Annotated in this window: 17 protein-coding genes; 3 read left to right on the top strand and 14 right to left on the bottom strand. The window is 59.6% G+C overall.

The features are described from left to right. Window positions 1–380: 380 nt before the first annotated feature. The 5 genes from EKA13_RS02190 to EKA13_RS02170 form a co-directional block, all read right to left on the bottom strand. Window positions 381–1,097, bottom strand: coding sequence for an ABC transporter ATP-binding protein (locus EKA13_RS02190; protein WP_065757905.1), 717 nt, complete (start codon window positions 1,095–1,097; stop codon window positions 381–383). Next, a complete protein-coding gene (locus EKA13_RS02185; protein WP_065757904.1) occupies window positions 1,094–1,969 on the bottom strand; it encodes an ATP-binding cassette domain-containing protein in 876 nt (291 codons plus the stop codon). The genes EKA13_RS02190 and EKA13_RS02185 overlap by 4 nt, the downstream gene beginning before the upstream one ends. Beyond that, window positions 1,966–3,249, bottom strand: a complete 1,284-nt coding sequence (gene livM, locus EKA13_RS02180) for a high-affinity branched-chain amino acid ABC transporter permease LivM (RefSeq protein WP_065757903.1) — start codon at window positions 3,247–3,249, stop codon at window positions 1,966–1,968. Before livM ends, EKA13_RS02185 begins: the two co-directional genes overlap by 4 nt. 2 nt (window positions 3,250–3,251) lie before the next feature. Further along, window positions 3,252–4,166, bottom strand: coding sequence for an ABC transporter permease subunit (locus tag EKA13_RS02175; protein ID WP_065757902.1), 915 nt, complete (start codon window positions 4,164–4,166; stop codon window positions 3,252–3,254). A 164-nt stretch (window positions 4,167–4,330) separates the two neighbouring features. Then, the gene (locus EKA13_RS02170) at window positions 4,331–5,467 is read right to left on the bottom strand and encodes a branched-chain amino acid ABC transporter substrate-binding protein (protein ID WP_065757901.1); all 1,137 of its coding nucleotides are present in this window, start codon (window positions 5,465–5,467) and stop codon (window positions 4,331–4,333) included. Between the two features lie 431 nt (window positions 5,468–5,898). On the opposite strand from EKA13_RS02170, the gene pncB reads away from it, so the two are divergent. Both pncB and nadE read left to right on the top strand, forming a co-directional pair. After that, window positions 5,899–7,104, top strand: coding sequence for a nicotinate phosphoribosyltransferase (gene pncB, locus EKA13_RS02165; RefSeq protein WP_065757900.1), 1,206 nt, complete (start codon window positions 5,899–5,901; stop codon window positions 7,102–7,104). Window positions 7,105–7,107: 3 nt separating this feature from the next. Beyond that, window positions 7,108–7,935: an ammonia-dependent NAD(+) synthetase gene (nadE, locus tag EKA13_RS02160; RefSeq protein ID WP_065757899.1), complete on the top strand. Its 828-nt coding sequence runs from the start codon at window positions 7,108–7,110 to the stop codon at window positions 7,933–7,935. Between the two features lie 87 nt (window positions 7,936–8,022). Here nadE and azu read toward each other — a convergent pair whose 3' ends face one another. Continuing rightward, window positions 8,023–8,469: an azurin gene (gene azu / locus EKA13_RS02155; protein ID WP_065757898.1), complete on the bottom strand. Its 447-nt coding sequence runs from the start codon at window positions 8,467–8,469 to the stop codon at window positions 8,023–8,025. Window positions 8,470–8,818: 349 nt separating this feature from the next. Between azu and EKA13_RS02150 the strand changes: the two genes are divergently transcribed. Further along, window positions 8,819–9,406 (top strand): cytokinin riboside 5'-monophosphate phosphoribohydrolase, encoded by a 588-nt coding sequence (locus EKA13_RS02150; RefSeq protein WP_065757974.1) that lies wholly within the window; start codon window positions 8,819–8,821, stop codon window positions 9,404–9,406. Window positions 9,407–9,408: 2 nt separating this feature from the next. On the opposite strand, the gene EKA13_RS02145 is transcribed toward EKA13_RS02150, so the two are convergent. From EKA13_RS02145 to rpsF, 8 genes are all read right to left on the bottom strand, one after another. Continuing rightward, window positions 9,409–10,299, bottom strand: coding sequence for a transglutaminase family protein (locus EKA13_RS02145; RefSeq protein WP_065757897.1), 891 nt, complete (start codon window positions 10,297–10,299; stop codon window positions 9,409–9,411). After that, window positions 10,299–12,752 carry a circularly permuted type 2 ATP-grasp protein gene (locus tag EKA13_RS02140; RefSeq protein ID WP_065757896.1) on the bottom strand — a complete coding sequence of 818 codons (2,454 nt, stop codon included), beginning with the start codon at window positions 12,750–12,752 and terminating at the stop codon, window positions 10,299–10,301. The genes EKA13_RS02145 and EKA13_RS02140 overlap by 1 nt, the downstream gene beginning before the upstream one ends. Before the next feature lie 156 nt (window positions 12,753–12,908). Further along, a complete protein-coding gene (locus tag EKA13_RS02135; protein ID WP_065757895.1) occupies window positions 12,909–15,206 on the bottom strand; it encodes a YgiQ family radical SAM protein in 2,298 nt (765 codons plus the stop codon). A 101-nt stretch (window positions 15,207–15,307) separates the two neighbouring features. Continuing rightward, the gene (gene dnaB, locus EKA13_RS02130) at window positions 15,308–16,705 is read right to left on the bottom strand and encodes a replicative DNA helicase (protein ID WP_065757973.1); all 1,398 of its coding nucleotides are present in this window, start codon (window positions 16,703–16,705) and stop codon (window positions 15,308–15,310) included. 110 nt (window positions 16,706–16,815) lie between these two features. Further along, entirely contained in the window at window positions 16,816–17,262 is a 447-nt protein-coding gene (rplI, locus tag EKA13_RS02125) for a 50S ribosomal protein L9 (protein WP_065757894.1), read from the bottom strand. Between the two features lie 21 nt (window positions 17,263–17,283). Continuing rightward, window positions 17,284–18,183 carry a hypothetical protein gene (locus EKA13_RS02120; RefSeq protein ID WP_065757893.1) on the bottom strand — a complete coding sequence of 300 codons (900 nt, stop codon included), beginning with the start codon at window positions 18,181–18,183 and terminating at the stop codon, window positions 17,284–17,286. 36 nt (window positions 18,184–18,219) lie between these two features. Beyond that, on the bottom strand, window positions 18,220–18,450 hold the full coding sequence (gene rpsR, locus EKA13_RS02115) for a 30S ribosomal protein S18 (protein ID WP_065757892.1): 231 nt from the start codon (window positions 18,448–18,450) through the stop codon (window positions 18,220–18,222). Between the two features lie 28 nt (window positions 18,451–18,478). Next, complete coding sequence (rpsF, locus tag EKA13_RS02110; RefSeq protein WP_065757891.1) at window positions 18,479–18,904, bottom strand: 30S ribosomal protein S6; 426 nt, start codon at window positions 18,902–18,904, stop codon at window positions 18,479–18,481. Window positions 18,905–19,085 lie beyond the last annotated feature (181 nt).

Genomic DNA, 19,085 nt, shown 5'->3' with positions numbered 1-19,085 from the left:
CGCCAAGCCTGTAGTTCTGCCGGTCGCGTCAGTCTTTCCAGTGCTTACTCACAGAGTTATCCACAGGCTTTCCAGCTCTTTTCAGGCGCAATTTCAGTAGGACAAAATCCTTGACAAATGCTATTGAGTAACACTTTAAAAAGGCTGATCAAAAAACGACCAAAGCTCTAAACGCCTTGTAATACGTGGGGTGTAGACACCTGCTACCAAGTTACCCACAGCCGCTTCCACACGAAACGTGGACAACTCATCCATCTTGAACTGCGGCCAACTGCAGCGACCCGATGTCACGTGCTGTGCACAACCGCCAATGACTTGTCCACATTATCAGCAGACAGCAAAGCGCCCCGGAGATACCGGGGCGTTTTGCCAAGCGGCAATCAATGCCCGCCGAGATAGGCGTTTCGCACATCCTCGTTGACCAGCAGCTCCTGACCCGTACCGGTCATGCGAATCTGCCCGTTCACCATCACATAAGCCCGGTCCGAGAGCTTCAACGCATGGTTGGCGTTCTGCTCGACCAGGAAGATGGTCATGCCGGTGTTGGCCAGCTCACGCAGGGTGGCAAAGATCTGCTTGACCACAATCGGCGCCAGCCCCAACGACGGCTCATCAAGCAACAGCAGCTTCGGTCGGCTCATCAAGGCACGGGCAATAGCAAGCATCTGCTGCTCACCACCGGACATGGTCATGGCACGCTGGTTACGCCGTTCTTTCAGCCGGGGAAACAGCTCGAACATGCGCTCCATGTCTTCACTGGCGTACTTGTCGCCAATGGGGATGGTACCCATCATCAGGTTCTCTTCCACCGACATGTCGGGGAACACCCGACGCCCTTCCGGCGACTGCGCAATGCCGTTGGACGCAATGTAGTGGGACGACTTGTGGGTGATGTCGGTACCGCGGTAGATGATCTGCCCGCTGGCCGCCCGTGGCTGGCCAAAGATCGACATCAGCAGGGTCGATTTACCGGCCCCGTTAGAGCCGATCAGGCTGACGGTCTCCCCCTCATTGATGTGCATCGAGACTTTCTTCAGCGCCTGGATCGGCCCGTAGAACACATCGAGTTCTTTCAGTTCGAGAATGGGTGCGCTCATACCAGCTCCTCTTCATCAGCACCCAGGTAGGCGGCAATTACCGTCGGGTTGTGGCGAATATCCTGAGGCGCGCCCTCAGCGATGACGTTGCCGTGGTCGAGCACCACGATATGGTCGGAGATGCTCATGACCATGCCCATGTCATGCTCAATCAGCACGACGGTCAGGTCATGCTCATCGCGCAGCACCCGAATCATCTTGCTCAGTGCCTCGGTTTCCTGCGGGTTGAGGCCCGCGGCAGGCTCATCCAGGCAAATGATCTGTGGTCGGGTACACATGGCGCGGGCAATTTCGAGGCGCCGTTGCTGGCCATAGGACAATTCGCCGGCCAGACGGTTGGCGCAATCCACCAGATCGACCACTTCCAACCAGTAGAACGCATGATCCAGCGCATCACTCTCGGCTTTGCGGTAGGCCTTGGTGTTGAGCACCCCAGACAGCAGGTTACGGTTTACCCACATATGCTGGGCAACCAGCAGGTTCTCCACCACCGACATTTCCTTGAACAGGCGAATGTTCTGGAATGTACGCGCCAGGCCGGCACGGTTCACCAGGTGGGTACCGCCAAACATCTTGTAGAACAGCCGGTTGGCAAAGCGCTTGGGCGAGAAGAAGTCCGCCACCTGAAAGCGCTCACCCAACAGCTGGATCACGTTGGTACGGCTGCCACGCAGGTTCAGCTCAATCTTGCCGCCGCTGGCCTTGTAGAAGCCGGTGAGGCAGTTGAACACCGTGGTCTTGCCTGCACCGTTAGGGCCGATCAGGGCGAAAATGTCATTGCGTTTGACCTTCAGGCTGACATCACTGAGCGCCTTGATACCGCCAAACTGCATCATCAGGTTATCGACCGAGAGAATAACGTCGTCGCTCATGGCGCCACTCCTTTACGCGGGGTCACACCGGTACGGCTGATGCGGATCAGCCCACGCGGTCGCCAGATCATCATCAACACCATCAGCACGCCGAACAGCAGCACCCGGTACTCGGAGAAGCTGCGCAACAGTTCAGGTGCCACGGTCAGGACAAAGGCTGCAATGACCACACCAACCGTCGAACCCATACCGCCCAGTACAACAATGGCGAGGATCAACGCCGACTCGAAGAAGGTGAACGACGAAGGGTTGACGAAGCCCTGATAGCTGGCGAAGAACACACCGGCAAGGCCTGCAGTCGAGGCCCCCAGGGTAAATGCCGAGAGCTTGACCAGCACATGGTTGAGGCCCATCGAGCGGCAGGCGATCTCGTCTTCGCGCAGCGCTTCCCAGGCACGGCCGACCGGCATGCGGGTCAGACGGTGCTTGATGTACAGCACGGCCATCACAACGATGAACAGCACGATGTAGATAAACAGGAACTTCACGTTGGGGTTGTAATCGATGCCGAAGAATTCGTGGAATGGCACCCCACCGTCCTTGGCCCGACGGCCGAACTCCAGGCCCATGAAGGTCGGCGATGGCACGGGCATGCCGTTCGGGCCGCCGGTGAACGACAACCAGTTGTTCAGCACCAGACGGATGATCTCACCGAAACCCAGGGTCACGATGGCCAGGTAGTCGCCATGCATTCGCAACACCGGGAAGCCCAGTATGCAACCGGCCATCGCAGCAGCAATCGCTGCCAGCGGCAGCACTGTCCAGAAGCCCAGGCCCAGGTACTGATAGCCCAGCGCAAGGCCGTAGGCGCCGATGGCATAGAACGCCACGTAACCCAGGTCGAGCAGCCCGGCCAGGCCGACCACGATGTTCAGGCCCAGCCCGAGCAACACGTAGATCAGGCCGAGGATGACCACGGTCAGCAGGTACTTGTTGGCAAAGAACGGGAAGACGATGGCAATCACGATCAGCATTGGAATGATCCAGCGCAACCGCGATTTGTAGTCCGGCGCCAGCACATGTACACCGGAACCCCCGCCCTCGAAGCCTTGCAGGATGCTCAGGCCCTTCTCGGTCTGCAGGAACAGGCTGAGCAGGAAACGCCCGGCCATGACACCGGCCACCAGCCAGGCGACACGGGTGGGCTCAAGGTTGAAGCTGTAACCGTCCAGTACCACACCGACGATGGGCCCGAAGACGATCAGGGAAATCAGCCCGGCGAGAATCGCGTCGATCAGGCTGCGCTTGATATCGATAGCAGAGTTATTGGCAGCAGACATACTTACACCTTCGCCACGAGTGGGCGACCCAGCAGGCCTTGGGGACGGAAGATCAGGATCATCACCAGCAGCGAGAAACTGAACACATCCTTGTAGTCAGAGTTGATCAAGCCAGAGAACAGCGACTCGGAGATACCCAGAATGATTCCGCCGAGCATGGCCCCAGGCAGCGAGCCGATGCCGCCAAGTACCGCTGCGGTGAATGCCTTGATGCCAATGATGAAGCCGGCATAGAAGTCGAAGGTGCCGTAGTTCATGGTAATCAGCACGCCAGCCAGTGCAGCCATGACGGCGCCGATGATGAACACGTAGGAGATCACCCGGTCAGTGTTGATCCCCAGGATCGAGGCCATCTTGCGATCCTGCTGAGTCGCACGGCACATGCGCCCCAACTTGGTGAACTTGATGATATAGGTGAGCAGCGCCATACCCACGAAGGCGGCCACCAGAATGAAGATCTTGGTGTAGGTCAACTGCACGAAACCACTGCCCACTTCCAGGCGCCAGGCACCTTCGAGCAGCGTCGGCACACCTTGCTGACGTGCACCCTGACTGATCTGTGCATAGTTCTGCAGGATCAGCGAGATCCCGATGGCACTGATCAAGGGCGCCAGACGGGTGGAGTTACGCAGGGGTTTGTAGGCAATGCGCTCGATGGTCCAACCGTAAACACCGGTGACCACGACCGTGAAGATCAGCGTCCCGAGCATCAGCAGCGGGAAGGATTCGATACCGAAGTACGCCAGCAATGCCAGACTGATCGCCGCCAGGTAAGCGGAGATCATATACACCTCGCCGTGCGCGAAGTTGATCATGCCGATAATGCCATAGACCATTGTGTAGCCGATGGCGATCAGACCATAGACAGACCCGAGGGTCAGTCCATTGATCAGTTGCTGCAGAAAAATACCATCCATAACGCAATCTCACGTATTTGAGATTGCACAAGCGCCGACTACGGTGGGCCCTGGATGAAGCGACCCTCGCAGCGCAGTTGTGCAGATCTACGAGAAAAGACAGGTACGGCAATCAAGCGGGTAACGGCCCGGGCAGCCACTGCGGCCCAGGCCGGAAGCCGGTGTTATTTTTGTTTTTCCAGCTGGTGGTACTTGCCGTCCTTGTCCCACTGGTAGACCACATAGTCGGAGACTTTCAGGTCGCCTTTGGCGTCCCAGGTCTTCTCGCCCATGACGGTTTTGACCGGGTTGGCCTTCAGCCACTTGGCGGCGTCTTCACCCTTGTTCGACTTGGCGCCGTTGAAACCGGCGGCCAGGGCCTGGACCGAGGCATAGGCGTACAGGGTGTAGCCTTCAGGTTCGGTGCCGGCCTTGCGGAAGGCATCGACCACCGTCTTGCTGTCTGGCAGCAGGCGCGGGTCGGCACCGAAGGTCATGTACACGCCATCGACGTACTGTGGGCCGCCAGCGGTGGTCACCAGTTCGTCGGTCACGATGCCGTCATCGGACATGAACTTCACGTCTTTCAGACCTTGTTCACGCATCTGCCGAACCAGTGGGCCAGCCTCTGGGTGCAGGCCACCGAAGTAAACCACGTCGGCTCCCGCAGCACGGATCTTGGTGACCACGGCGCTGAAGTCTTTCTCGCCACGGGTCAGGCCTTCATACAGCACTGGGGTGACACCACGCTTGGCCAGTTGGGCCTTGGTTGCGTCAGCCAGACCCTGACCGTAGGTGTCCTTGTCGTGCAGCACGACAACCTTCTTGCCCTTGAGCACGTCAACGATGTAATCACCCGCGACAATGCCCTGCTGGTCATCACGGCCGCACATGCGGAACATCGCACCGAGGCCGCGTTCGGTGACGGCCGGGTTGGTGGAGCCTGGTGTGATTGCAATCACACCTGCTTCGTCATACACCTCGGACGCAGGAATGGTCGAAGACGAGCAGAAGTGCCCAACTACGCCCGCCACCTTGTCCTGATCGACCAGGCGGTTGGCGACAGCCACGGCCTGTTTCGGCTCGCACGCGTCATCGCCCTTCACCAGCACGATTTTTTCGCCGTTGACCCCACCCTTGGCGTTGATCTCGTCCGCTGCCGCCTGGGCACCTTTCATGTACTGCTCGCCAAACGCCGCGTTGGCACCGGTCATCGGGCCCGCTACACCGATCTTGATGTCGGCCTGAACATACGAAGAAACACCCAGCGCCGTAGCAACGGCAAGGGCCAAGAAGCCTTTCTTGTAAAACGTCTGCGACATGAGGTGGTGCTCCTAGAGTTTTTTTGGTTGGCACTACAACTTTCAGCACTAGCTATGAGCAAGGGCCGTGCCATCGGTTTTACATTCCGAAAAAACTCACGTGCAAAGCAAAGGCTGCGGATTTGCGGCCTTTTTTTACAGGCCGTGCAACCGTCTACATCCGCTTTGGCGCCACCTGAAACCCGGAAAAAGGGCAACCCGCAAGTGCCATCATTGCAACCACCGTTTTTGGTTACGTGCAACCAACCTGTTACAGCATGCGTAACCGAACTGCACATCCTTGGTGCGCGACTGCTACAACGGGCACCATCGCAGGGAGGCTCAATGCTCCGCAACAGACCGTTACCCATAGCCTGCTACCGGTTTTCCCAGCCTTTAGAGAAAAAAGGCTGGCACAATGAAGCCATCCTGCGCCCCATCTGGAGCCTTTTATGAGCGAAAGCGCCTTCGCTGATCGCATCGTGCAAAACCTGCTCGACACCGACTTCTACAAACTGACCATGATGCAGGCCGTCCTGCATAACTACCCGAACGTCGATGTCGAATGGGAGTTTCGCTGCCGCAACGGTGAAGACTTGCGCCCCTACCTGGCAGAGATCCGCGAGCAGATCGAGCGCTTGCCGGAACTGAGCCTAGGCAACGGGCAGTTGGGCTTCCTTGAGCAGATCAGCTTTCTCAAACCCGACTTCCTGCGCTTTCTCGGGCTGTTTCGTTTCGACCTGCGCTACCTGCAATTGGGTATAGAGAACGACCAGCTCTACCTGCGCCTGCGCGGCCCCTGGCTGCACGTGATTCTTTTCGAGGTCCCGTTGCTGGCGATCATCAGCGAAGTACGCAATCGCCACCGGTATCCGCAGGTCAAACTGGAGCAGGCACGCGAACAGCTGTACCGCAAATTCGACTGGCTCAAGGCCAATGCCAGCGCAGACGAGCTGGCCGAGTTGCAGGTGGCCGATTTCGGCACCCGCAGGCGCTTCTCCTACCGCGTTCAGGAAGAAGTGGTGCGCGTATTGAAGGAGGACTTTCCGGCCCGTTTCGTCGGCACCAGTAATGTGCATCTGGCACGGAAACTGGATATCAAACCCTTGGGAACCATGGCCCACGAATGGATCATGGCACACCAGCAGTTAGGGCCTCGGCTGATCGACAGCCAGATCGCCGCACTCGACTGCTGGGTCCGCGAGTACCGCGGGCTACTGGGGATCGCGCTGACAGACTGCATCACCATGGATGCCTTTCTCAACGATTTCGACCTGTACTTCGCCAAGCTGTTCGATGGCCTGCGCCACGATTCGGGCGATCCCATCCTCTGGGCCGAGAAAGCCATCGCCCATTACCGAACACTGGGCATCGACCCGATGAGCAAGACACTGGTGTTTTCAGACGGCCTGAACCTGACCAAGTCGCTGCAGATCTTTCGCGCACTGCGCGGACGGATCAATGTCAGCTTCGGTATCGGCACAAACCTGACCTGTGACATTCCCGGGGTGGCGCCGATGAACATCGTGCTTAAAATGACCGATTGCAACGGCCAGCCTGTCGCCAAGATTTCCGACGAGGCGGCAAAGATCCAATGCCGCGACGAGAACTTCGTCGCCTACCTGCGCCACGTATTCAAAGTTCCCAGCAAGGAGTAACCCATGCAAGCCGTCCAGCTAGAGATTGCGCAGCAGCTCAAGGTGCAGCCGCCGTTCGCCGACGATGCCGCGCTCAAGGCCGAAGTGGCCCGACGCATCGCCTTTATCCAGCAGTGCCTGCAAGCTGCCGGGCTCAAAACCCTGGTACTGGGCATCAGTGGCGGGGTCGACTCGCTGACGGCTGCCCTGCTGGCGCAACGTGCAATCAACGAACTGCGTAGCAAGACCGGTGACGAGCAGTACCGGTTCATTGCGGTGCGTCTGCCTTATCAGGTGCAGCACGATGAACATGACGCCCAGGCCTGCATCGACTTCATTCAGCCCGACGAGTGCCATACGGTGAACATCGGCCCAGCCGTCAAGGCGCTGGCAGCCGAGGTCAAGGCACTGGAAGGGGGCAAGCCAAGCATGGTCGACTTCGTCCTCGGCAACACCAAGGCGCGCATGCGCATGGTCGCCCAGTACACCATCGCTGGAGCACGCCAAGGCCTGGTGATCGGTACCGACCATGCCGCTGAGGCAGTGATGGGCTTCTTCACCAAATTCGGCGACGGCGCCTGCGACCTGGCACCGCTCAGCGGCCTGGTGAAAAATCAGGTACGGGCAATCGCGCGCAGCTTCGGCGCACCGGAATCACTGGTCGAAAAAGTACCAACGGCCGATCTGGAGGACCTCGCACCGGGCAAACCAGACGAAGCATCCCACGGGGTGACCTATCAGGAAATCGATGCCTTCCTGCATGGCGAGCCGGTAAGCCAGGAAGCCTTCGAGATCATCCGGACAACCTTCGAGAAAACCCATCACAAGCGCGTGGTGCCGTTCGCACCATAAGCCGCATGTAGACGCTGACAGCATCGCAGGCAAGCCTGCTCCAACAAAGTGGGAGCGGGTCTTGCCCGCGATGCAGCGGTAGTGGCGTTACTTCAGAACGACAGTGCCTTTCATCATCGAGATGTGGCCTGGGAACGAGCAGAAGAAACCGTACTTTTCACCGGCCGCCAGCTTGGAAACGTCAATCGTCAGCGAGTCTTTCTCGCCAGCGCCGATGACTTTGGTGTGCGCGATAACCCGGGTATCACCCGCTTTCAGGTAGTTGTTGTCGAGACCGGCGCCGATGCCGTCGGTAGCGATGGCCTGCATGTCGGCCTCCTTGCTCACCACCAGGTTGTGGCCCATGACGTTCTTCGGCAATGAGCCGGAGTGGGTCAGTTCAACCGTGAACTGCTTGCAGCTCTTGTCGATGGCGATTTCCTTGGTATTGAAGGACATCTGATCGGTGGAGTCGACCGTGACCTTGCATTCAGCGGCCATGACCTGAGCGCTGGCAATGCTCAGCAGGGATACGGCAACAAGTTTGGCAAACATCGTGAATCTCCATGGCAGGGTTTTTTATCGTCTTCAGACTGCCCGATACGCATGACAAGGCCCGTGATATGGGTCAAGCGCTGCATCGTTAGCCAGGCAGTGAATTTGTTCTATGGTGCTCATCAAGACAATCAACGTGCCCATCATGCCCCTTTGTTGGACGATGAAACAACCGCTCACTTAGGAGTAACTGTCGTGTCCCTCAATAGTCTGATGCGCAGCCTGCTGGCCGCCTACGCCTGCGGCGCCAGCGGCGCCGCCTGTGAGTTCTCCCGCCCGGAATGACACAACACTTGGAAGGCACCCAATGGCGCTTTACCCTGTCGCGCTCAACGATCAGGAGAGCGCCATGTCGTTACGTTCCGTTTGTGTGTTTTGTGGTGCCAGTACCGGCGCCAGCCCCGCTTACCGGGCAGCCGCCGAAGCGCTGGGCCAGGCGATTGCCCAACGCGGCCTGACACTGGTTTATGGTGGCGGTGCCGTGGGCCTGATGGGGATCGTCGCCGATGCGGCCCTGGCGGCCGGTGGCGAGGTCGTCGGGATCATTCCCGAGCGCCTGAAAAGCGCTGAAATCGGCCACCCCAACCTGAGCCGCCTGGAAGTGGTCGACGGTATGCACGCACGCAAAGCGCGCATGGCCGAACTCAGTGATGCCTTCATCGCACTGCCCGGAGGCCTGGGTACACTCGAAGAACTGTTCGAGGTCTGGACCTGGGGCCAACTGGGTTACCACGGCAAACCACTCGGTTTGCTGGACGTAAACGGCTTCTACGACAAGCTGACCGGCTTTCTCGACCACATGGTCAGCGAAGGCTTCGTCCGTGAACAACACCGCACGCTGCTACAGAAAAACACCTCGCCTGACGCCCTGCTCGATGCCCTTGAGCACTGGAAGCCGGTAGTGCCACCCAAGTGGGCCGACCAGCAGCCCGCCTGATTTCAAGCCAAGGGGGTGACCGTGACCCGTACTTCCGGGTCATGGCTGCCACCGCCAAGAATCACCCCACGCAGCGGCGAGACATCGGAAAAGTCGCGTCCCCAGCCCAAGGTGATGTGCTCCAACGCAGGCCGCAGGTTGTTGGTCGGGTCAAAATCCACCCAGCCCTGCTCCGGACAGAACACCGAAACCCAGGCATGCGACGCATCGGCACCGATCAGTCGCGGCTGGCCGGGTGGTGGTCGCGTCAATAGATAACCACTGACATAGCGCGCCGCCAGGCCCCGCGAGCGCAGACAGGCGAGCATCAGGTGGGCAAAGTCCTGGCATACACCACGACGTCGCTCCAGCACCTCCAGTAGCGGCGTGGCAACCTGTGTTGCCGTTGCATCGAAGGTGAACTCGTTGAAGATCTTTTCCATCAACGCCTGCACCGCCAACAGCAATGGACGCCCCGGCACGAAGCAACTATCTGCATAGGCCACAAACCGTTGCTTGAGCCGCACCTGTGGCGACTCGAAGCGATAGCGACAGGCCTCCAGGCGCTCGGCGGAAAACGGTCGACTGCTGTAACTCAGCGCCTCTCGCACCGCCTCCCAGGGTTGCGAGCGAGCCAGATCCGGTAACGCCCTGGCGTACACACAAAGCGTCAGTCGGGTCTCGATGCGCAGTTCGTCGTGCTGGCAATCAAACGCCAGGCGGGTCAACGGGTTGCCAAAGACGTCCAGCGCATCACTGCGCCGGGTCGGCGCCGGGCTGATCTGCATGTCCCGCTCAGTGCAGTGCTGCCAGGCACAGTCGCGCGGCCACAAATGAACCAGTTGCTGGGCCAACGACACCGGGCTGGTGTAGCGATAGAGGGTTTCATGAACCACCTGGTAACGGACACTCATCAGATCGACACCGTCTGCTGGCTAAGATCGTCGACATGCACAAAGTGACGCAACGCCAGACGCTCAGCCACGTGAGCACATGCCGAAGAAATGCCTTCCAGCAAACCAACCAGTTCAGCAAGCGCGACATTGACCGTCGATGCACCTTGCACCGTCGCCAGGTCATAGCGGCGCAACCGTTCAGCCAGGCTAACCAGTTCGGGCTCGAGCGGTGTACCGAGGTCACGGTGCAGGCGGTTGAGCGAGGCCGTCGTGAGCTTGAGCTGAAACAACAGGGCATGCGGGTTCTGCTCATCAAGCACGAGCAGGTCGAGCACCGGCAGTAACTGAGCGACCTCCAGGTAACGCGAGCGGTAAGTGATGCTGCTGTTGCCCAGCTCCAGCAAGGCCTCCAGCCCGGCCTGATCAAACACTGCCGGGCCACTCAAGAACAGTGCCAGGTTGTCGCTCAAGGCTTGCAGCCGCTCCAGTCGGCGCCCGATCATCAGAAAGCGCCAACCCTCATCACGGGTCATGTCGTCCAGGGCGAAGCCCGACAGCGCCGCCAACGACATGACCAGACGGTCGAGGGTTTCCAGCAGCTCACCGAAGCCCGCCTCCGCGTTCTCCAGCACTCGCGCTTGCCGCTGCAACTCCTGCAGCGCCTGCCAGTTTTCCCGTGAGAGCTTGCCGCGCACCTGAGAGGCTGCGCCCTGCAAGCGCTGCAGGTTGGCGCGCAAACCGAAGCCCCATTCGGCATCCAGCAATGCAGCACGCAAACGTTCGGGCAGGCTTGCGCCCTCTGGCAGTAATGACAAGCCGTCCGCCAACGCCACAGCCCCCTCCAGCGCCAGTGGACTGTCATCGTCCAGGTAACGGGTCAACAGAATGCGCAACAAGCGCGCCCCCACATCACAGCGCTCACAGTAACGGCCGAACCAGAACAGGTTTTCCACCACCCGCGAGGGCAAGTACGGGTCGCGACGAATCAGGTCTGCCACGCCAATACTGTGCCGCGTCCGCCACTGCTCACCGGCGCAGGCCTGCTCACCCAACACCCAGGCATCCTTGCTGGCACCACCGCGCTGCATCGAGATCACGTCGGCATCAGCCTGTGCCGACACCCGCACCAGCCCGCCAGGCAACACCCGATAGCCATCGGCACAGGCCACGGCGTAAACACGCATACCTACCGAACGGGATTGCAGTGCACGTTGATCGACCTGCCAGACCGGCGCCAGAGACAACTGCACCCGCTCTTGGGCAACATAGACAGCCGGTCGCGCACCAATACGCGCCGCCAGCGCCTGCTGCTGTTCAGCATCAAGTGCGCCTCCCAACACAGGCGTGAACCGCTGCGAAGGGAACGCTGGCTTGAACACCAGGTCTGGCAGTTTCTCCAGCGCCTGTGCCAATGCCGGAGGCTCGCCGCACCACCAACTGGCAACGGAGGGCAGGCTCAAGGCCTCGCCGAACAGGTGCTCATTGATAGCGGGCAAAAAACCAAGCAGGCCGGGTGACTCCAGAACACCGCAGCCCAAGGCATTGGCCACCAGCACGCGCCCTTGACGCACGGCATCGAGCAAACCAGGAACGCCCAATGCCGAATCCGTGCGCAACTCCAGCGGGTCGCAGAAGTCATCGTCAAGACGCCGCCAAATGCCGTGAACACGACGCAAACCATCCAGTGTCTTGAGGTACACGGTGGCATCGCGCACCGTCAGGTCGCTACCCTCGACCAAGGGGTAACCCAGTTGCCGCGCCAAATACAGGTGTTCGAAGTAACTCTCGTTGAATCGCCCGGGGGTCAGCAGCACCACCAGCGGCGCCTCCCCTTCACTCGGTGCCGTCTCGGCGAGAGTCTGCTGCAAGGTTCGAAAGAAACCCGCCAGGTGCTGTACATGGAGGCTGCGGTAGAGCTCCGGCCAGGCCCGCGAAAGAATTGTGCGGTTCTCAAGGGCATAGCCAGCACCGGAAGGCGCCTGGGTACGGTCTGCAGTGATCCACCAGCGCCCATCCGGCGCGCGTGCAAGGTCAGCGGCGTAGACATGCAGGTAGGTTCCGCCAGGCACTTCGATACCTTGGCAGGGCCAGAGAAAATTGTTGTGCCCGTAGATCAGTTCGGGAGGTAAAAGCCCGTCGGCCAGCAGCTGTTGCGGTCCGTAGGTATCGGCCAGTACCGCATTGAGCAGACGCGCGCGCTGAGCGATACCGGCGGCCAGTGGCTGCCATTCCTCGGCAGACAACACGTGCGGCAACAGGTCCAGCTCCCACGGGCGATCAGCGCCCTTGGGGTCGGCGTAGATGTTATAGGTGACACCATTTTCCTGAAGCTGGCGGGTCAACAGCGCCTGACGCTGCGCCAACTGCTCGGGGCTGCTGCGCTGCAACTGCGCGAACAGCGCCTGCCAGTGCGGGCGTACCGCTCCGTCGCCCTGCAACAGTTCATGGTAGGAGTCAGGCTGGTCAGGCATGGCAGCGCTCAAGGGCCAAGGTCAGCCCTGAACCGCGCAAGAGTTGTGCCATGAGCGGCTACGCCGCGCCTGCGCACGGCTTAGCCTATCGGCGCACCAGAATCGTGCCTTGCCGCACGGGCAACGCACCACCCCGGCGCGCGGGCCAAGGCCAGGTTAGCGCGGCAGTACCGGCTGACGCGGCTTCTTCTTGCCTTTGCCCTTGGCGGCGTCTTTGCGCGCCTTGGCCGCATCCTGGTTACGGGCGAACGCTGCCGCCTTGGCCTCTTCGCGCTTGTCCCACGGCTTGCCACCATCGCTGCCACGCGGCGGCAGGCCAGTGTGCTGGGTCAGGATCTTTTGATCCTTGGCGACCTTGTGGCTGCCTGCAGGCGTCGAGTTCTTGCGTCGCGCACTCTGGTAGCTGTCGGTTGCAGGCTGGTGCAACGGGATCAGTTGGTGTTTGCCCGGGCCGATCAGGTCGCTACGGCCCATACGCTCCAGCGCCTCACGCAGCATCGGCCAACCCTTCGGATCGTGATAGCGCAGGAATGCCTTGTGCAGGCGACGCTGCGCTTCGCTCTTGACGATCGTGACCGGGTCACTCTTGTAGGTGACCTTGCGCAGCGGGTTCTTGCCCGAGTGGTACATGGCGGTAGCCGACGCCATTGGCGACGGATAGAACGCCTGTACCTGGTCGGCACGGAAACCATTGCCCTTGAGCCAAAGGGCCAGGTTCATCATGTCTTCATCGGTAGTGCCCGGGTGCGCCGCAATGAAGTACGGGATCAGGTACTGTTCCTTGCCCGCCTCTTTCGAGAATTTCTCGAACATACGCTTGAAGCGGTCATAGGTACCGATACCCGGCTTCATCATCTGATTCAGCGGGCCTTCTTCGGTGTGCTCCGGCGCAATCTTCAGGTAACCGCCAACGTGGTGGGTCACCAGTTCCTTGACGTACTCCGGCGACTCTACCGCCAGGTCATAACGCAGGCCCGAGGCGATCAGGATCTTCTTCACACCCGGCAAGGCACGCGCACTGCGGTACAACTGAATCAACGACGAGTGGTCGGTGTTCAGGTTCGGGCAAATGCCGGGGAACACGCACGACGGCTTGCGGCACGCGGACTCGATTTCCGGGCTCTTGCAGGCGATTCGGTACATGTTCGCGGTAGGGCCGCCAAGGTCGGAGATGACCCCGGTAAACCCTGGCACCTTGTCGCGAATCTCTTCGATCTCGCGAATGATCGACTCTTCGGAGCGGTTCTGGATAATCCGGCCTTCGTGCTCGGTGATCGAGCAGAAGGTGCAGCCACCAAAGCAGCCGCGCATGATGTTGACCGAAAAACGGATCATGTCGTAGGCCGGGATTTTCTCCTTGCCATACGCCGGGTGCGGCACGCGCGCATAGGGCATGCCGAACACATAGTCCATTTCCTCAGTGGTCATCGGAATGGGCGGAGGGTTGAACCAGACGTCCACGTCACCGTGTCTCTGCACCAGCGCCCGGGCGTTGCCTGGGTTGGTCTCCAGGTGCAGGACTCGGTTGGCGTGAGCGTAGAGCACCGCGTCGCCACGGACCTTCTCGAAGGACGGCAGGCGAATCACGGTCTTGTCGCGGGTCATCCGCGGGCTCGCCAGCAACTGGACGACCTTCGGTTCATTCGGGTCTTCAACCGGGCCTTTTTCTTGCTCGATGGCGCAGGCCTGAGTGTCCTGGGTATTCACGTACGGGTTGATGATCTTGTCGATCTTGCCCGGACGGTCGATACGTGTGGAGTCGACCTCGTACCAGCCTTCAGGGGTGTCCCGACGAACAAATGCCGTGCCACGAATGTCGGTAATGGTTTCGATTTTCTCGCCGTACGACAGGCGCTGGGCCACTTCGACAATGGCCCGCTCGGCATTGCCGTAAAGCAGGATGTCGGCACAGGCGTCGATCAGGATCGAATGACGCACCTTGTCCTGCCAGTAGTCGTAATGCGCGATCCGGCGCAGCGAAGCCTCGATGCCACCCAGCACGATCGGTACATGCTTGTAGGCTTCCTTGCAGCGCTGGCTGTAGACCAGGCTGGCGCGATCCGGACGCTTGCCAGCCAGGCCACCCGGCGTATAGGCGTCGTCGGAACGGATCTTCTTGTCGGCGGTGTAGCGGTTGATCATGGAGTCCATGTTGCCCGCAGCGACACCGAAAAACAGGTTCGGCTCACCCAGCTTCATGAAGTCGTCTTTCGACTGCCAGTTCGGCTGGGCAATGATCCCCACCCGGAACCCTTGGGCTTCCAGCAGACGGCCGATGATGGCCATACCGAACGACGGGTGATCGACGTAGGCGTCACCGGTCACAATGATGATGTCGCAGGAATCCCAGCCGAGCTGATCCATCTCCTCCCTGCTCATCGGCAGGAACGGTGCTGGTCCGAAGCATTCGGCCCAGTACTTGGGATAGTCGAAAAGTGGTTTGGCTGCTTGCATGTCAGTGACCGGTTCTGAAGTACAGGAAAATCGCGGGCGCGGACTATAGCACAAATTTTGACCAATTCCGACGCTGCAGCTCGGAATTGGCGCTGCGAAAATTACTCGTCGTCGTCGAAGTTGTAGCTACCCGGCGCCAGGTTCTCGAAGCGCGTGTATTTACCGATGAACGCCAGCCGGACAAAGCCGATCGGGCCGTTCCGCTGCTTGCCGATAATGATTTCGGCAATGCCTTTGTGTTCGGTTTCCGGATGGTAGACCTCATCGCGGTAGACGAACATGATCACGTCAGCATCCTGCTCGATCGCTCCGGATTCCCGCAAGTCGGAGTTCACCGGGCGCTTGTTCGGCCGCTGCTCAAGGGAACGGTTAAGCTGCGACAGTGCGATGACCGGGCAGTTGAACTCTTTGGCCAGCGCCTTGAGCGAGCGGGAGATCTCGGAGATCTCGTTGGTACGGTTGTCACCGCTGGAGCCCGGGATCTGCATCAACTGCAGGTAGTCGATCATGATCATGCCGATCTCGCCATGCTCGCGCACCAGACGACGGGTACGGGCACGCATTTCCGACGGGCTGATACCGGCCGTATCGTCGATGAACAGCTTGCGATCATTGAGCAGGTTGACTGCCGATGTCAGGCGCGGCCAGTCATCGTCATCGAGCTGGCCGGAACGGATCTTGGTCTGGTCGATACGCCCGAGCGACGAGAGCATACGCATGATCAGCGATTCGCCTGGCATCTCGAGGGAGTACACCAGTACCGCCTTGTCACTGCGCAGCACCGCATTCTCCACCAGGTTCATGGCGAAGGTGGTCTTACCCATCGACGGACGGCCGGCGACGATGATCAGGTCAGCGGGCTGCAGACCGCTGGTCTTCTCATCCAGGTCGGTATAACCCGTGGAAATACCGGTGATATCGCTGTCGGAGTTGAACAGGGTATCAATACGGTCAATGGCCTTGGTCAGCAGCTCGTTGACCCCAACCGGGCCACCGGTCTTTGGACGCGCTTCGGCGATCTGGAAGATCTGCCGTTCGGCTTCGTCGAGAATCTCTGCCGCGTTGCGACCCTGCGGGTTGAAGGCGCTGTCGGCAATCTCGCTGCTGATACTGATCAGCTGACGCAGGGTCGCCCGCTCACGAATGATCTGCGCATAGGCCTTGATGTTGGCGACCGATGGCGTGTTCTTGGCCAGCTCACCGAGGTAACCCAACCCACCCACCTGGGAGCTCAGACCTTCCCGATCCAGCTGCTCATGCAGGGTTACCACATCGAACGGGGTGTTCTGATCGGCCAGCTTGTAGATCGCACGGAAGATCAGGCGGTGGTCATGCCGGTAGAAGTCGCCATCCGAGACTTGATCCAGCACGCGCTCCCAGGCGTTGTTGTCCAGCATCAGGCCACCGAGCACAGCCTGTTCGGCCTCGATGGAATGCGGCGGCACCTTCAGGGCAGCGGTTTGCAGATCGTATTGTTCGGGAGCGGATATCTCGTTCATGGCCACACGGAAATCAGGGAGACGAAAAAGACAAAGGGCACGACCTGCCTAGCAGGATCGTGCCCGATGTTAACCGGCTGACACGCGAGGTGCCAGCCGATTGGTGCAGCTTAGGCTGCGACAACAACCACGCGAACGGTGGCTTCAACATCGCTGTGCAGGTGCACGGCAACGTCGTATTCGCCAACATTACGGATGGTGCCGTTCGGCAGACGAACTTCAGCTTTAGCCACTTCAACGCCGGAGGCGGTCAGGGCATCAGCGATGTCGTGGGTGCCGATCGAACCGAACAGCTTGCCTTCGTCGCCAGCGGTGGCAGTGATGGTCACTTCCAGCTCGGCCAGTTGGGCAGCGCGGGTTTCAGCAGAAGACTTCTTGTCTGCAGCCAGTTTTTCCAGCTCGGCGCGACGCTCCTCGAACGCAGCCAGGTTGGCAGCGTTGGCAACGGTGGCCTTGCCTTGCGGCAGCAGGTAGTTACGGCCGTAACCAGCCTTAACATTTACCTTATCGCCCAGGTTGCCCAGGTTGGCGATTTTTTCCAGCAGGATCAGTTCCATTTGGTAATAACCTCTTAACTTTTAACCTTCACCGTTCGCGGAACCGTTGTCGGCACCATTTTTTGGTGCCCCGCGGCCGCGAAAATCAATCAGGCTGTCGACAATGGCCAACACCACGAGCAACGGATAAATCAGCTGCATGAACAGCAGCAGTGTCACGTACAACCCAACCAGCCAGAACCTTGCCAGCCGGCCCTGCGCCACCAGCCCATGCAACAGGGCAGCCCCTGCAAACATCAGCGGTACACTGCAAATCGGCGTCAACATCGCCAACCCGGCCCCGAAATTGGGCCCGATCAGCATGCACGCCAGCAGCACCAGCGCCGGCACCAGCGGTAGTCTGACGGCGCGAAACTCGCGACCGAAGCCACCCGGGTTATACAACACTGCCTGCCAGTAGCGACCCAACATCAGGGCCAACAGACTGACGGCTTGCAACAACGCGGCGATCAGGCCATAGAGAACTGGCGCGATAAGGCTACCCAGGTGCGCTCGCTCTTCTACCGTCAACTGCTGGTAGAGCCCGTCGAGCATTTGCGGCAAGGCTTTCTCAAGCGCTTGTGACAAAGCTTCGACCGGTTCGCGGAAAACCGACCCAAGAACCACACCGTACACCAACCCCAAGGCAGTGCTGATCAACAGCACCCTGTTCCAGGACTGCCCAGCGCGTAAAAACGCAGCCAGGCCAAGCGTTCCCAACAGCACCATCAAGATGCGTGGGTCACCGAAGAACCACCAGGCCAACGCGGGCAACAAAGCCCAGGCGAGGACACCGGAGGCGTCACTGAAACCGCGCCGCAGGAACACCAGGCTCCCGGCGGCGGCACTCAACCAGAACAGCAGCGGCATTGCCGCACAACCAACCACCACTAAAGTGGCCTGCACGCGACCGCGCATGATGAAATCAGCCAAGGCGCGCATGCGTTCTATCCCTTGCTACTTGTCGACGACCCGGTCTCAGCGGCCGTGGCTGTCGGTGTAGGGCAGCAGGGCCAGGAAGCGGGCGCGCTTGATAGCGGTAGCCAGCTGACGCTGATAACGAGCTTTGGTACCGGTGATACGGCTTGGAACGATCTTGCCGGTTTCGGATACATAAGCTTTCAGGGTGTTGAGATCTTTGTAATCGATCTCTTTCACTTCTTCAGCAGTGAAGCGGCAGAATTTACGACGACGGAAGAAACGTGCCATGTAATTGGCTCCTCAAAAGGTCCGTGGATTACTCGTCAGCGTTATCGCTGTTGTCGCTGTTGTCGCTGTCATCGCCTTCGGCGCTGTCAGCATGCTCAGGACGGTCGCGACGCTCACGGCGCTCACTGCGGTTCTCTTCAGCCTTGAGCATCTCGGACTGGCCGGTAACGGCTTCGTCGCGACGGATGACCAGGTTACGGATCACGGCATCGTTGTAACGGAAGTTGTCTTCCAGCTCGGCCAGGGCCTTGCCGGTGCACTCAACGTTCAGCATCACGTAGTGAGCCTTGTGAACATTGTTGATTGCGTAGGCCAGTTGACGACGGCCCCAGTCTTCCAGACGGTGGATTTTGCCGCCGTCTTCTTCGATCAGCTTGGTGTAACGCTCAACCATGCCGCCGACTTGCTCGCTCTGGTCAGGGTGGACCAGAAAGATGATTTCGTAATGACGCATGAATGCTCCTTACGGGTTGTAGTCTGCCACCAGAGTGGTCAGACAAGGAGTGAATGACACTTGTATGTCCTGCCTTGGAAAGAGGCACATGCGCGCCTGCCAACACGACAAGGGCCGCAATTGTAGAGAAGCGCCCGCAGACAAGCAAGGTAATTGGTGATTATTTGAACAACGTTGCGCA

Origin of the sequence: Pseudomonas defluvii, from assembly GCF_001695625.1 — a bacterium.
Classification (GTDB): domain Bacteria; phylum Pseudomonadota; class Gammaproteobacteria; order Pseudomonadales; family Pseudomonadaceae; genus Aquipseudomonas; species Aquipseudomonas defluvii.
The sequence above is the reverse complement of the archived record's forward strand: the minus strand, read 5'-3'. Positions and strand labels throughout refer to the sequence as shown.